A 14,306-nucleotide genomic window follows, 5' to 3' on the forward strand; every position below is an offset into this window, starting at 1 on the left:
CCTGTAAAGCGCACAAAATAGCGTGAGTTTAACCCCCGCCCCCGAGGGGGTAAAGGCGCGAAAACGTTTCACCTGAACCGGCGCAGACGCTACAATACCGCCGCCTTCAAACCCCAGACAGCTTGAGGACGACGATGAGTTCCGAACGCACCTCCCTCTCCTATAAAGACGCCGGTGTTGATATTGATGCCGGTAACGCCCTGGTAGAACGCATCAAAGGCGTTGCCCGCCGCACCAAGAGACCGGAGGTCATGGGTGGCCTGGGTGGCTTCGGCGCCCTGTGCCAGATCCCGGCCGGCTATCAGGAGCCCGTGCTGGTGGCCGGTACCGACGGTGTCGGCACCAAGCTGCGTCTGGCCATGGACTGGAACCGCCACGACGGCGTGGGTATCGACCTGGTGGCCATGTGCGTCAACGACCTGATCGTCCAGGGCGCCGAGCCGCTGTTCTTCCTGGACTACTACGCCACCGGCAAGCTGAACGTGGACGTGGCCGCCGAGGTGGTGGCCGGCATCGGTGTCGGCTGTGAACTGTCCGGCTGCGCCCTGATCGGCGGCGAGACCGCGGAAATGCCCGGCATGTACGAGGGCGACGACTACGATCTGGCCGGCTTCTGCGTCGGCGTGGTCGAGAAATGCAAGATCATCGACGGCAGCGGCGTCGACGAGGGCGATGCCCTGATCGCCCTGCCCTCCTCCGGCCCCCACTCCAACGGCTATTCCCTGGTCCGCAAGATCCTGGAAGTGTCCGGCGCCGGCCCCGACACCGACCTGGACGGCAAGCCGCTGCGCGAGCACCTGCTGGAGCCGACCCGCATCTACGTCAAGCCGGTGCTGGAGCTGCAGCGCAAGGTCCGGGTCAAGGCCCTGTCCCACATCACCGGCGGCGGTTTCTGGGAAAACATCCCCCGGGTCCTGCCCAAGGGTGCCAAGGCGGTGATCAAGGAAGGCTCCTGGCAGTGGCCCAGCATCTTCAACTGGCTGATGGCAAGCGGCAACGTCGAGAAGGAAGAGATGTACCGCACCTTCAACTGCGGCGTCGGCCTGGTGCTGGTGGTACCCGCCTCCCAGCTGGACGAGGCCCTGGCCATCCTCCAGGACCAGGGTGAGCAGGCCTGGCACATCGGCACCATCGCCCACCGCGAAGCCGGCGAGCGCCAGGTGGAGATCCGCTGATGGGCCACAAGGCCGCCCTGGTGGTGCTGATCTCCGGCTCCGGCAGCAACCTGCAGGCCATCATGGACGCCTGCGCCAGGGGCGAGATCGACGCCGAGGTGGTCGGCGTCGTCTCCAACAAGGCCGACGCCTTTGGCCTGGAGCGGGCCGCCAAGGCCGGCATTCCCACCAGGGTGCTGAGCCACAGGGACTACCAGGACAGGGAAAGCTACGACGACGCCCTGGTGGGCGTCGTCAACGGCTTCGGCCCCGATCTGGTGATCCTGGCCGGTTTCATGCGCATCCTGACGCCGGTGTTCGTCAATGCCTTCGAAGGCCGCCTGCTCAACATCCACCCGTCTCTGCTGCCCAAGTACCGGGGCCTCAACACCCACCAGCGGGCCCTGGACGCCGGCGACAGCGAGCACGGCGTGTCGGTTCACTTCGTGACCGCGGAGCTGGACGGTGGCCCGGTGATCCTCCAGGCCAAGGTGCCCGTCTACGCGGGTGATACGGCCGAGGATCTGGCCGAGAAGGTGCACTTCCAGGAGCACCGCATCTACCCCCTGGTGGTGCGCTGGTTCGTTGACGGCCGACTGCAAATGCGCGATGGTAAGGCCATCCTGGACAACCAGATCTTGCCCGAATGCGGTTACGCCAACGACTGACCCTGATGGCGGCAGCAGCCCTGCTGCCGCTGACTTCCCTGGCCGCCGAAATAGCGCCCATGACCCCCTACGACGCCACCTATGCCCTGCTGCGCAAGGGCAAGCAGATCGGCGTCGGTACCCGTAGCCTCCACGACAGGGGCGACGGCCAGTTCCACCTTTCCAACCAGAGCGATCTGCGCTGGCTGATCTTCACCGACCAGCGCACCGAAAAGGCCGACTTCCAGCTCAAGGACGGCCAGATCCTGTCCCGCCAGTACAGCTACCAGCGTACCGGCACCGGCCCGGACGAGGAATACGCCATGCGCTTCGATGGCCAGCAGATCACCAGCGGCAAGGCCGGCATCGAGGTGGAGGACGAGGCCTTCGATCCCCTCTCCTACCAGCAGCAGCTGGCCCTGGATCTGGCCGCCGGCAAGCGGGAGATGAGCTACACCATCGTCAAGGAACTCAAGACCAAGCACTACCGCTTCCGGGTGGCCGGCGAGGAGCGCATCAAGACGCCCTACGGCGAGCTGGATACGCTGAGGCTGGAGCGGGTGCGGGAGAATTCCCGGCGCCAGACCATCTTCTGGCTGGCCCCCGAGCTCAACTATGCCCTGGTCAAGCTGTGGCAGGCCAAGGACGGCATAGAGCAGATGGAGCTGCAGCTGTCGGACTTCAAGCAGAGCCGGTGAGGTACACCTCGCCGAGCTTGAACACCACGAATTCCCCGGTTGCCATCTTGTGCCACTGCTCGTTGTCGGTCAGTGGTTGGGTGGCGATCACCGTGACCACGTCGTTGGGCGTGGTCAGGGCCTGAAAATCCACTTCCATGTCTTCATCGATAAGCCGGGCGGCGCCGAAGGGTGCCCGCCTGGTGATCCAATGCAGGTTGTTGCTGCAGTAAGCCATCAGGTAGCGGCCGTCGGTGAGCAGCATGTTGAACACCCCAAGGGCCCTGAGCGTCCTGGCCTGGCTGGCCACGAAGCGCCACAGGGTCCTGGGGCTGGACGGCGGCCCCTTGGGGAAACGCTCGCGAATGCGGTTCATCAGCCAGCAGAAGGCCTTTTCCGAGTCGGTGCTGCCCACAGGTACCGACAGGCCCGTTTCCAGCCGCTCGTAGCCGGTCAACTGGCCATTGTGGGCATAGGTCCAGTAGCGACCCCAGAGCTCCCGGGTGAAGGGGTGGGTGTTCTCCAGGCAGACCTTGCCCCTGTTGGCCTGGCGGATGTGGCTGACCACGGCGCGGCTCTTGATGGGGTAGTCCCGCACCAGCTGGGCGATGGCCGAGCCGGCCGAGGGTGACGGATCCTTGAAGGCCCGGCAGCCCTTGCCCTCGTAGAAGGTGATGCCCCAGCCATCCTGGTGGGGCCCGGTCTCGCCCCCCCGGCGCATCAGGCCGGCGAAGCTGAAGCAGATATCGGTGGGCACATTGGCGCTCATGCCCAGCAATTCACACAAGGGCCTTACTCCTCGGCCATCAGGGCTTCCACCATCAGGATGATGCTGTGGATGACCTTGATGTGGATCTCCTGAATGCGGTCGGCATAACCGAAGTGGGGCACCCGCACCTCGACGTCGGCCAGGCCGGCCATCTTGCCGCCGTCCTTGCCGGTCAGGGCGATCACCTTCATGCCCTTGGCCTTGGCGGACTCCACCGCGCGCAGGATGTTGCCGGAATTACCGGAGGTGGAGATGGCCAGCAGCACGTCCCCTTCCTGGCCCACGGCATCCACATAGCGGGAAAACACGTATTCGTAACCATAGTCGTTGCCGACGCAGGACAGGTGGCTGGGATCGGAGATGGCGATGGCCGGGAAGCCCTGGCGGTTGTCGCGGAAACGGCCGGTCAGTTCCTCGGCGAAATGCATGGCATCGCAGTGGGAGCCACCGTTGCCGCAGGAGATGACTTTCTTGCCGGCCCTGAACTGGCCCGCCAGCAGCTCGGCGGCCTGGGTGACGGCGGCCAGCTGGGCCTCGTCATTGGCGAATTTGTTCAGGACCAGGGCGGCTTCGGCCAGCTCGCGCTGGATCACGGCTTTCAATTCCATGCTGTTTTCCTGTGAAGGCTATCAATCAGGGGGATTATAACGGTGGCGCTTTTGTAAATCCCGCTTGATATGAGCGGGCCTTTCCAGTACAAATTGGCTACACTTTAGAGGTCTGACCTCTAGATCAGTTAGAACGAAGGAGGGAGTCGTGTTGACCTTGTTCTGGACCCTGGTGGTGATCGGTGCCCTTTGGGCCCTGGCCTACCACAGGGCATCGCTTGCTACATTCACCGCCGCCATCTTCGCGGCCCTGCTGGGCACGTCGATCTTCGGCGAAACCCCGGATCTGCTGTGGCTGCTGGCCCTGGCCGTGCTGCTGCCGCTGAACATCCAATCCATCCGCCAGCCCTACATCACCAAGCCCATCCTCAGGCTGTACCGCAAGATCATGCCGGAAATGTCCGACACCGAGCGCGAAGCCATCGAGGCCGGCACCACCTGGTGGGAAGGGGATCTGTTCCGCGGCAACCCGGACTGGAACAAGCTGCACGCCTTGCCGGCGCCGCGCCTGTCCGCCGAGGAGCAGGCCTTCCTGGACGGCCCGGTGGAAGAAGTCTGCCGCATGGTCGATGACTTCGAGGTCACCCATGAGCGCGCCGATCTGCCCCCAGAGGTCTGGCAATTCCTCAAGGAGAAGGGTTTCTTCTCCATGATCATCAAGAAGGAATATGGCGGCCTGGAATTCTCTGCCTACGCCCAGTCCCGAGTACTGCAGAAGCTGACCGCCGTCTCCAGCGTGCTGTCCTCCACCGTCGGCGTACCCAACTCCCTGGGCCCGGGCGAGCTGCTGCAGCACTACGGCACCAAGGAGCAGAAGGACCACTACCTGCCGCGCCTGGCCCGTGGCGAGGAGATCCCCTGCTTTGCCCTGACCAGCCCGGAAGCCGGCTCCGACGCCGGCGCCATTCCCGACTTCGGCATCGTCTGCAAGGGCCAGTGGAATGGCGAAGAAGTGCTGGGCATGCGCCTGACCTGGAACAAGCGCTACATCACCCTGGCCCCGGTGGCCACGGTGCTGGGCCTGGCCTTCAAGCTCTACGATCCCGACCAGCTGCTGGGTGAGCAGGAAGATCTGGGCATCACCTGCGCCCTGATCCCCACCGACACCGACGGCGTCAAGATCGGCCGCCGCCACTTCCCGCTCAACGTGCCCTTCCAGAACGGGCCGACCCAGGGCCAGGACGTGTTCGTGCCCCTGGACTACATCATCGGCGGCCAGAAGATGGCCGGCCAGGGCTGGCGCATGCTGGTCGAGTGCCTGTCCGTTGGCCGCGGCATCACCCTGCCCTCCAACAGCACCGGCGGCGTCAAGTCCGTGGCCCTGGCCACCGGCGCCTATGCCCGCATCCGTCGCCAGTTCCGCCTGCCCATCGGCAGGATGGAAGGCATCGAGGAGCCGCTGGCGCGCTTGGGCGGTAACGCCTACCTGATGGACGCGGCGGCCAGCCTGACCACCACCGGTATCGACATGGGCGAGAAGCCGTCGGTGATCTCCGCCATCGTCAAGTATCACCTGACCGATCGCATGCAGCGCTCCATCATCGACGCCATGGACATCCACGGCGGCAAGGGCATCTGCATGGGTCCGGAGAACTACCTGGCCCGCGGCTACCAGGGTGCCCCCGTGGCCATCACGGTGGAAGGCGCCAACATCCTGACCCGCTCCATGATCATCTACGGCCAGGGCGCCATCCGCTGCCATCCCTATGTGCTGGCGGAGCTGGAAGCGGCGCAGCTCGGCGACGAGAAGAAGGCCCTCGGCGCCTTCGACAAGGCCTTGTTCGGCCACATCGGCTTTGCCGTCTCCAACGGCCTGCGTTCGCTGTGGATGGGCCTGAGCGGCGCCCTGCTGGTGTCTGCCCCCTACAGGGACGAGACCAGGCGCTACTACCAGCAGATGACCCGTTTAAGCTCCAACCTGGCGCTGCTGTCCGACGTGGCCATGGGCGTGCTGGGCGGCGAACTCAAGCGTCGTGAGCGGGTCTCCGCCCGCCTGGGCGATCTGCTGAGCCAGCTTTACCTGGCCTCCGCGGCCCTGAAGCGTTTCAACGACGAAGGCCGCCAGCGCGAGGATCTGCCGCTGCTGCAATGGGCGGTGGAAGACGCCCTGTACAAGCTGCAGCTGAGCCTGGACGAGCTGCTGACCAACTTCCCCAACAAGGTGGTCGGCAAGCTGATGCGCCTGGTGATCTTCCCGTTCGGCCTGCCGCTGAGCCGTCCGTCCGACAAGCTGGATCACAAGGTGGCCCGCCTGCTGCAGACCCCCTGCGCGGCCCGCAGCCGCCTGGGCAACGGCCAGTACCTGACCCGGGTGGAGGACAACCCCCTGGGCATGCTGGAGCAGACCCTGGAAGACGTGCTGGCCGCCGAGCCGGTGTTCGACAAGGTCGCCCAGGCTACCGACAAGCGCCGTCCCTTCACCAACCTGGACAAGGTGGCGGAACAGGGCCTGGAGCTGGGCGTGATCAGCGAGGCCGAGGCCGAGCTGCTCAGGCGCACCGAAAAGGGCCGCCTGCGCGCCATCAATGTCGACGACTTCGATCCCATGGTGCTGCCGGCCAACAAGGCCCTGGTAGAACAGGACAAGCAGGCGTCCAGCGCCGCCTGAGCCTCAAGCGCCTAAAGGAAAAGCCCCGCTTCGGCGGGGCTTTTTTATGCCCGGATTCAGGATGACGCTATTGCCCCGGCGGGCATTTCATGGCCCCATGGTGCTCATGACCTCGTAACCGATGTGATCCCATGCGTGCCCTGTTGAAACTGCTGTTGGTGATCAGCCTGAGTTCGGCCCTGACCGCTTCGCTGATCTTCTCCGCCTTCTACCTGACCTTCCAGCAGCTGCAGGCCCAGGAGCCGGTGGCCCGGGTGCATTTCCGGCCCCTAAGCCCGCAGCTGTACCAGGCCGAACTGTCACTGGTGGGGCAATGCCAGACCATCAGCCTGCCGCTGAGGGGCGATGACTTCCGCCTCGACGCCCGCTTCATCACCTGGCCGGCCTGGGCCGTCTGGCTGGGCCTGGAGCCCAGGTACCGCATCGAGCGCCTGGCCGGGCGCTACCGGGACATCGACCAGGCCAACAGCCGCCCCCACAAGGCCCACGACCTCAGGCCCCAGACCTGGATGCAGGACGACTGGCTGGACGGCCTGGGCTGGCTGGTGGACAGCGACTACGGCAGCTCCACCTATGCCCCCATGGACAGCAGACAGGACTATGTGGTCTATCGCAGCCAGACCGGCCTGTTGCTGAAGTCGGTACCGGCCCGGCCGGACCCTGAGCAGCTGACGTTGACCGCCGACAGCCCCTGCCTCACCCCACAGTCCTACTGGCAGCAGGCGGCCCAGTGGCTGGACAGGTGGCTCAGGCAACGCCAGCAGGCCTGAATCCCCAATGCAGAAAACCCCGCCTGATAGCGGGGTTTTTGTGCATTGGAGATGTCGAAGGAGGGGATCGGGCCCCGGCAGACGTCGGTGCGACCGGAAATAAAAAACCCCGCCGAAAGGCAGGGTTTGATTTAGTGGCGGAGTGGACGGGACTCGAACCCGCGACCCCCGGCGTGACAGGCCGGTATTCTAACCAACTGAACTACCACTCCGCGCTTAATTCTTTTCGGCCCCGGCTTAGCCCAGGCTCGCATTGTAGGTTGGTGCGTTTGGTAACGGGCTTCCCGTCTGCAAACAGTCACCAAAATTAGTGGCGGAGTGGACGGGACTCGAACCCGCGACCCCCGGCGTGACAGGCCGGTATTCTAACCAACTGAACTACCACTCCGCGCTCAATTCTTTTCGGCCCCGGCATTGCCCAGGCTCGCATTGTAGGTTGGTGCGCTTGGCAACGGTAATCCGTCTGCAAACATTCACCAAATTAGTGGCGGAGTGGACGGGACTCGAACCCGCGACCCCCGGCGTGACAGGCCGGTATTCTAACCAACTGAACTACCACTCCGCACTGACCGGCTTCCCCGGTGCGGCGCAAATACTAAGGTTGTGCGGCCCCCGGCGTCAACACCTTTTCTTAATTTTTCTCGTCGATTTCGTCCGGCCGGGCCAGATCGAGCAAAAAGTCGTCGTTTTCAACAGTTTCCTGCTCATTTTCCAGTCTTTTCGCATTCTCCAGCAGGGCCCGGCGTTGCCTCTGCTTGCTGATTACGAGGCCAATAGTGCCGACAATTAGCAGAATTATGCCGGCGATCAGCAGCCAGACCCAGAGAGCCACCCGCTCGGGCTCATCCTCGAAGGCAGTCAGGGCCCGGGTATCCACCGGCGCTATGTAGCCATAGAGCCAGGCCGGCTTAAGACTGAGACGGCGCTGCACGCCGTCCTGGCCGGTAAAGGTCACCTCCCCTTCCACCTGCAGGTTAACCCCAGGCTGCTGGGGCTGGTGCATCCACAGCCGCCCCTCCAGGGGAACCAGGCGCCGGGTGATGGGCTCGGCGCCGCCCAGGATGCGCAGCCTGGCCCGCAGGCTGTCTACCTGGACCTGCGCCGGATCAGGCAGCAGCTGCCACCGGTGGGGGCTGTAGGGATCCTCCACCTTGTCGACCCTGATCTCGAACGGCGGTGGCGCCAGGGCCAGCAGCCGTTCGCTGACCTTGCGCTCGTAGGCCACCAGGGTCTCCACCTGCCAGCGGTATTGGCCCGGCAAGTCCGGCAGCACCAGTTCGGCGCAGAGCGCCAGGGCCCCGTCCTGTGCCGCCGGGCACTCATCGGTCAGGGTCACGGGCGCCGTTTCACCAAAGGCAAAATTGTCGGCGTCGGGGTCGTGGGTGCTGGTCAGCCAGCTCTTGGCCTGGGTCAACTCGGCCAGCTGCGCCGGGGGCAGGACCTGCTCGGGCTCCGCCACCGCCAGGGCCACCGAGGTGTGCTCTCCCACGTAGCGGGGCTCGCCATAGCCGGGCTCTCCAATGCGGATGCCCCTGAACGGCTGGATACCATCGGGCAGCACCTTGCCGGTGGCCTGCCAGGGGCCGGGAGGCGGATCTGGGATGCGGACCAGGTCGAAGCTATCGTCGTCGTGCCAGCGCACCTCTTCGTCGTGGCGGGCGGAGTAGATCTTGTGGCCATCCGGGGTGACCAGCACCACGGGAGCCGAGCCGCTCTTGCGCCAGATCACCAGCTCCAGCACTTGCGTGCCTTCTTCAACGGTGAAGAGGTTGCTGAGATAGGTGGTTTTAGGCGAAGGCTCGGGCGGCGCCGCCCAGAGCAGGGCCGGCGCCAGCGACAGGGTCAGCAGCAGGGCCTTCAGCCACGCCACAGGCAGGCGCCTCCCTTCTTGGCCACCAGATCCAGGCGTTCCTCGTGGGCCTGGAGCTCCACATCGGTGGCCCGTAGCACCTTGAGGGGGCGGCGCTCGCTGCTCAGACGACGGATACCGCCGCTGTCGCCATCCCCTTCCATGGTCGACACCAGGTTGAGCTTGGTCTGGCCGCCGGTCATGGCCAGGTAGACCTCGGCCAGGATCTCGGCATCCAGCAAGGCCCCGTGCAGGGTCCGGTTGGAGTTGTCGATATGGTAGCGGTCGCAGAGCACGTCCAGGTTGTTGCGCTTGCCCGGGAAGATCTTGCGGGCCATCACCAGGGTGTCGGTGACGCCGCAGAAGGTCTCGGTCATGGCGGCATCACGGCGCCAGGATCGGAACTCGTGGTCCATGAAGCCGATATCGAAGGGCGCGTTGTGGATCACCAGCTCGGCACCGCGGATGAACTCGATGAAATCCTCGGCCACCTCATGGAAGCGGGGCTTGTCGGCCAGGAACTCGTCGGTGATGCCGTGAACCTCGATGGCCTCCGGATCCACCGGCCGGTCGGGCTGCAGGTAGACGTGGAAGTGACGGCCGGTCAGGCGGCGGTTGATGATCTCGACGCAGCCGATCTCGATGATCCGATGTCCTTCCCAGTGGGGACCTATCCCCTGGTTCATGCCCGTGGTTTCCGTATCCAGTACCACTTGGCGTTGATATTCTTGGCTCATGGGCTCTTTACGCGGTTTGCAGCCCGGCTGAGGGACGGGCAAGATAGGCTCAATTTGACGCAATACTAGCAATGAAGACAGTGGGAAAACAGGTCGAACTCTTCACCGACGGCAGTTGCCTGGGCAACCCGGGCCCGGGCGGTTACGGGGCCCTGCTCCGTTATCGGCAGCACGAGAAAAAACTGAGCCAGGGCTACCGCCTCACCACCAATAACCGCATGGAGCTGATGGCGGCCATCGCCGGCCTGGAGCTGCTGAAGGAACCCTGCCAGGTGGTACTGACCACCGACAGCCAATACGTGCGCAAGGGCATCACCCAGTGGATGGCCGGTTGGAAACGCAACGGCTGGAAGACCGCCAGCCGCCAGCCGGTCAAGAACCAGGACCTGTGGATCCGCCTGGACAAGGTGGCCAGCCGCCACCAGATAGACTGGCGCTGGATCAAGGGCCATGCCGGCCACGCCGAGAACGAGCTGGTGGACGACCTGGCCCGGGAGGCCGCCATGGGCACTAACCTTATGGAAGACGAAGGGTTCAGCCAGGACTGACACGATGAAAGGCGTCCTCTGCGATCTTGACGGGGTCATCTACCAGCAGGGCCAGGCCATAGACGGGGCCGCCGCCAGCCTGGTGGCCATGTCACAGCAGGGCCTGGCGGTGCGTTTCGTCACCAACAATTCCACCCTGTGCCGCAAGGGCATCGCCACCAGGCTGGCCGCCATGGGGGTCCGGGTGGCTCCCGAGCACATCTTCACCCCCGTGGTCACCGCCCATCACTGGCTGCAGGGCCAGGGACTGAGCCGGCTGCTGGTGGCCATGCCGGAAGCGGCCATGGCCGACCTGGGCGACTGGCAGCCCAGCCCGGACCGCCCCCAGGCCGTGCTCATCGGCGACCTGGGCGAAGCCTGGGACTACCAGCGCCTCAACGAACTGTTCCAGGCGCTGATGGGCGCCAACCGGCCACCGCTGCTGAGCCTGGGCCTGACCCGCTATTACCGTGGCGACCAGGGCCTGCGCCTGGACGTGGGCCCCATGGCCAAGGCCCTGGAATTCGCCAGCGACTGCCCGTTGGTGATCACCGGCAAGCCGGCCGAGCTGATCTTCACCACCGCCTGCCGGGACATGGACCTGGCGCCAGAGGATTGCGTCATGGTCGGCGACGACATCCGCTCCGACATTCACGGCGCCCAGTTGGCCGGCCTCAAGGGCGTGCTGGTGAAAACGGGCAAGTTCCGCCCGGAGGATCTGCAGGGGGAGCTCCGCCCGGATGGGGTCATCGACTCCGTTGCCGCGTTACCGGATTGGCTGGCCCGACACGGCCGCTGATGGCACCTGGCACCCCGGAGGCGGTCATCTTGCGCACCGGCGACAGGTTGAAGATGGGCGTCAGGGGCCGCTGCCGCTTCCTGGCCAGGATCAGGTAGAGCCCGCCCAGCCAGGGCGCATAGTTCTCGCCAAAGGTATCCAGCCACTGCCAGCCCGAGGTGCGCCCGGCCAGGGAGCCGAACAGGAAACGCTCCTCGTCCAGCACCTCATAGCCCAGCAATTTCAGCCAGTCCTTGACCCGCCAGGCGGTCAGGAAACGGCCGTTGAAAGGCGGCTCCCGACGCCACAGCCGGGCGGTGCCGGTCATGGAAAGGGGATTGAAGCCGGTAATGATCATGTGGCCGTCCGGCACCAGAATGCGGTTGGCCTCGCGCATCAGCTGATGGGGATGCTCGCAATACTCCAGGTTATGGCTGAGCAGCAGGGCGTCCACGGAGCGGCTCTGGATGGGCAACTCCCGGCCACTGCCGAAAATATCGGCCTGGCCCTGGCCGCACAGGCTCCACTGCCGGGACATGCGGGCTCCGCTGCAGTCCAGGCCGGCCGCCAACGGCCCCAGCTTGAGCATGTAATAGCCGAAGATCCGCGACCACCACTGGCTCAGGCGCAGGCTTTCCTGGTCCCGCAGCCAGTCGCCCCGCACCAGGGCCTGCCAGTCCTGTGGCACCGTCAAAGGATGTGACTTCATAGTCGCTTTCTCAAGCATCCCCTTATCTGCCTTGGCATTTTGGATATAATGCCGCCAATCCCTTTGTACCAGGAGCACCTATGACAAAACAGTCCCCCAGGGTCTACGGCATCCCTGCCTTTAAGGATAACTATATCTGGGCAGTGGAAACCACGACCGACGGGGTGGCCGTGGTCGACCCCGGCGATGGCCAGGTGGTGCTGGACTGGCTGGCCGCCAGCGGCCGGCAGCTGACCGCCATACTGATCACCCATCACCACCGGGATCACACCGGTGGCCTGGCGCAACTGCTGGCCCGCTACCGGGTGCCTGTGTTCGGCCCGGGCAATGAACCCATAGACGGCATCACGGCTCCCGTTAAGGAAGGCGATCAGGTTCACATTGGCGGCCCATGGCATTTTGGGGTCATAGAGGTCCCCGGCCATACTAGGGGGCATATCGCCTTTTTCGGGCATGGCACCCTCTTTTGTGGTGATGCCCTTTTCTCCGGTGGCTGCGGCCGCCTCTTCGAAGGGGATGCCGCCACCCTGCACCATTCGCTGCAGAAGCTGGCGGCCCTGCCGGGACCAACCCGGGTCTATTGCGCCCATGAGTACACTCAGGCCAACCTGCGCTTCGCGCAGCAGATAGAGCCAAGCAATGAGGCACTGGCGCAATACGTGGAAGAGGTAGACGCCCTCAGGCAGGCCGATGCAGCCACACTGCCCTCCACCATTGCACGTGAACGGGACATAAATCCCTTTCTGCGTGTCACTGAACCTTCGGTGATCACCGCAGCCCAAGCCTATTCCGGCGAGGCCTGTGAGTCGCCGGAAGCCGTATTCGCGGCACTGCGCAGATACAAGGACGCCTTCTGAGCGGGCCCAATTAAAGACATACAACAAGTTATGAAAAAAACGACGCTAGGGCTGCTGCTGCCCCTCCTGCTGGCCGGTTGCCAATTGACCAGCAACGAAACCGAATCAAACGAACCGCTGCAGGTGGTGGCCGCCGCCCAGCCGGACCAGCCCGAGGTGCTGCCGGACGAGCCGGCCAGCTCCGAGGTGGATGTGCTCACCGAGGAAAAACCGGCCACGCCCCAGGACGCCGAAAACGTCTGGCTGCGCATTCGCGACCAGTTCACCCTGGAATACGACGCCGACCAGAAACGCATCGCCGTGCAGAAGGCCTGGTTCGAAAAGCACCCCAAATACATCGAGCGGGTATCCCAGCGCGCCGAGCCCTTCCTGCACCTGATCGTCTGCAAGCTGGAAGAGGCCGGCCTGCCCCTGGAGCTGGCGCTGTTGCCCATAGTAGAGAGCGCCTTCGATCCCTTCGCCTATTCCCATGGCCGCGCCTCCGGCATGTGGCAGTTCATCAGCGGCACCGGCAAGCGTTTTGGCATGCCCCAGGACTGGTGGTATGACGGCCGGCGCGACGTGCTGGCCTCCACCGAAGGCGCCATCGCCTACCTCCAGTACCTCAACAAGATGTTCGACGGCGACTGGCTGCACGCCCTGGCCGCCTACAACTCCGGCGAAGGCCGGGTGATGCGGGCCATCAAGTACAACAAGAAGAAGGGCAAGGACACCTCCTTCTGGTCCCTGAAGCTGCCCAAGGAAACCCGTGCCTATGTGCCGCGGCTGCTGGCCCTGGTGGAGCTGCTCAAGGACGACAGCAGGCTGGCGCTGTGGACCCCGGTGGCCAACAGCCCGCGCCTGGCGGCGGTGGAGGTCAAGCAGCAGCTGGATCTGAGCGTGGCCGCCGAGCTGGCCGGCCTGGAGCTGAAGAAGCTGCACGCCCTCAACCCCGGCTTCAACCGCTGGGCCACCTCCCCCGACCGCAGCCACCGCCTGCTGCTGCCGGTGGACAAGGCCGAGGCCTTCGAGACCAAGCTGGCCGCCCTGCCCAAGGAAAAGCGGCTGCGCTGGGCCCGCCACCAGGTCAAATCCGGTGACAGCCTGATCAAGATAGCCAAGCGCTACGACACCCAGGTGGCGGTGCTGCGCCAGGCCAACAACATCAACGGCAACCTGATCCGGGTCGGCCAGCAACTGATGGTGCCCCTGTCCAGCCAGGCCCTGGAAGGCGGCCTGCCCGGCATGGCCCGCGCCAACCGCCGCCAGCCCATCAAGCACAGGGTGGTGGCCGGCGACACCCTCTGGGACATCGCCCGCAAGTACAAGGTCAGCGTCAAGCAGCTCACCAAGTGGAACCGCCTGTCCGGCAAACCGCTGCAGCTCAACCAGAAGCTGGTGGTGTGGCTGGATGGCGACAGCGCCAAGGGCATCACCCGCAACGTCAACTACAAGGTGCGCAAGGGCGACTCCCTGTCCCGCATCGCCAGCAAGTTCAACGTCAAGGTGGCGGATCTGGTCAAGTGGAACCAGCTGGATACCGGCAGCTACCTGCAGCCGGGCCAGGTGCTGAAACTGCTGGTGGACGTCACCAAGGGCTGAGGGTTACCCCAGCGAACAAGGCGGCTATAATGGCC

Annotated in this window: 14 protein-coding genes and 3 tRNA genes; 9 read left to right on the top strand and 8 right to left on the bottom strand. The window is 64.7% G+C overall.

The window, feature by feature from the left end:
- Positions 1-134 precede the first annotated feature (134 nt).
- The 3 genes from purM to WDB71_RS10770 are packed head-to-tail and all read left to right on the top strand — an operon-like array spanning position 135 to position 2,499.
- Positions 135-1,175, top strand: a complete 1,041-nt coding sequence (gene purM, locus WDB71_RS10760) for a phosphoribosylformylglycinamidine cyclo-ligase (RefSeq protein WP_341501595.1) — start codon at positions 135-137, stop codon at positions 1,173-1,175.
- Positions 1,175-1,822: a phosphoribosylglycinamide formyltransferase gene (gene purN, locus WDB71_RS10765; protein ID WP_341501596.1), complete on the top strand. Its 648-nt coding sequence runs from the start codon at positions 1,175-1,177 to the stop codon at positions 1,820-1,822. The genes purM and purN overlap by 1 nt, the downstream gene beginning before the upstream one ends.
- Before the next feature lie 5 nt (positions 1,823-1,827).
- Positions 1,828-2,499, top strand: a complete 672-nt coding sequence (locus WDB71_RS10770; RefSeq protein WP_341501597.1) for a DUF3108 domain-containing protein — start codon at positions 1,828-1,830, stop codon at positions 2,497-2,499.
- Here the strand turns inward: WDB71_RS10770 and WDB71_RS10775 are convergent.
- Positions 2,483-3,265 carry a class II glutamine amidotransferase gene (locus WDB71_RS10775; RefSeq protein WP_341501599.1) on the bottom strand — a complete coding sequence of 261 codons (783 nt, stop codon included), beginning with the start codon at positions 3,263-3,265 and terminating at the stop codon, positions 2,483-2,485. The genes WDB71_RS10770 and WDB71_RS10775 overlap by 17 nt on opposite strands.
- Before the next feature lie 5 nt (positions 3,266-3,270).
- Positions 3,271-3,855 (bottom strand): D-sedoheptulose 7-phosphate isomerase, encoded by a 585-nt coding sequence (gene lpcA, locus WDB71_RS10780; protein ID WP_341501600.1) that lies wholly within the window; start codon positions 3,853-3,855, stop codon positions 3,271-3,273.
- 112 nt (positions 3,856-3,967) lie between these two features.
- Here lpcA and fadE point away from each other — a divergent pair, with 112 nt between their 5' ends.
- Positions 3,968-6,463, top strand: a complete 2,496-nt coding sequence (fadE, locus tag WDB71_RS10785) for an acyl-CoA dehydrogenase FadE (protein ID WP_341504207.1) — start codon at positions 3,968-3,970, stop codon at positions 6,461-6,463.
- A gap of 131 nt (positions 6,464-6,594) precedes the next feature.
- Complete coding sequence (locus tag WDB71_RS10790) at positions 6,595-7,233, top strand: hypothetical protein (protein WP_341501601.1); 639 nt, start codon at positions 6,595-6,597, stop codon at positions 7,231-7,233.
- 135 nt (positions 7,234-7,368) lie between these two features.
- Here the strand turns inward: WDB71_RS10790 and WDB71_RS10795 are convergent.
- The 5 genes from WDB71_RS10795 to dnaQ form a co-directional block, all read right to left on the bottom strand.
- Positions 7,369-7,445, bottom strand: a tRNA-Asp gene (locus WDB71_RS10795).
- Positions 7,446-7,544: 99 nt separating this feature from the next.
- Positions 7,545-7,621: transfer RNA gene (locus WDB71_RS10800), tRNA-Asp, on the bottom strand.
- 97 nt (positions 7,622-7,718) lie between these two features.
- A tRNA-Asp gene (locus WDB71_RS10805) sits at positions 7,719-7,795 on the bottom strand.
- A gap of 69 nt (positions 7,796-7,864) precedes the next feature.
- Entirely contained in the window at positions 7,865-9,103 is a 1,239-nt protein-coding gene (locus tag WDB71_RS10810; protein WP_341501602.1) for a hypothetical protein, read from the bottom strand.
- Complete coding sequence (gene dnaQ, locus WDB71_RS10815) at positions 9,091-9,819, bottom strand: DNA polymerase III subunit epsilon (RefSeq protein WP_341501603.1); 729 nt, start codon at positions 9,817-9,819, stop codon at positions 9,091-9,093. The genes WDB71_RS10810 and dnaQ overlap by 13 nt, the downstream gene beginning before the upstream one ends.
- An 80-nt stretch (positions 9,820-9,899) precedes the next feature.
- Here dnaQ and rnhA point away from each other — a divergent pair, with 80 nt between their 5' ends.
- The gene (gene rnhA / locus WDB71_RS10820; protein WP_341504208.1) at positions 9,900-10,367 is read left to right on the top strand and encodes a ribonuclease HI; all 468 of its coding nucleotides are present in this window, start codon (positions 9,900-9,902) and stop codon (positions 10,365-10,367) included.
- Between the two features lie 4 nt (positions 10,368-10,371).
- Positions 10,372-11,145, top strand: a complete 774-nt coding sequence (locus WDB71_RS10825; protein ID WP_341501604.1) for a TIGR01458 family HAD-type hydrolase — start codon at positions 10,372-10,374, stop codon at positions 11,143-11,145.
- Here WDB71_RS10825 and WDB71_RS10830 read toward each other — a convergent pair.
- Positions 11,093-11,833 carry a methyltransferase domain-containing protein gene (locus WDB71_RS10830; RefSeq protein ID WP_341501605.1) on the bottom strand — a complete coding sequence of 247 codons (741 nt, stop codon included), beginning with the start codon at positions 11,831-11,833 and terminating at the stop codon, positions 11,093-11,095. The genes WDB71_RS10825 and WDB71_RS10830 overlap by 53 nt on opposite strands.
- 80 nt (positions 11,834-11,913) lie before the next feature.
- Here WDB71_RS10830 and gloB point away from each other — a divergent pair, with 80 nt between their 5' ends.
- Positions 11,914-12,690 (top strand): hydroxyacylglutathione hydrolase, encoded by a 777-nt coding sequence (gloB, locus tag WDB71_RS10835; RefSeq protein WP_341501606.1) that lies wholly within the window; start codon positions 11,914-11,916, stop codon positions 12,688-12,690.
- 30 nt (positions 12,691-12,720) lie between these two features.
- Complete coding sequence (locus WDB71_RS10840; RefSeq protein WP_341501607.1) at positions 12,721-14,271, top strand: LysM peptidoglycan-binding domain-containing protein; 1,551 nt, start codon at positions 12,721-12,723, stop codon at positions 14,269-14,271.
- The last annotated feature ends 35 nt before the right edge of the window (positions 14,272-14,306 follow it).

The sequence above is a fragment of the Gallaecimonas sp. GXIMD4217 genome, assembly GCF_038087665.1.
GTDB lineage: Bacteria > Pseudomonadota > Gammaproteobacteria > Enterobacterales > Gallaecimonadaceae > Gallaecimonas.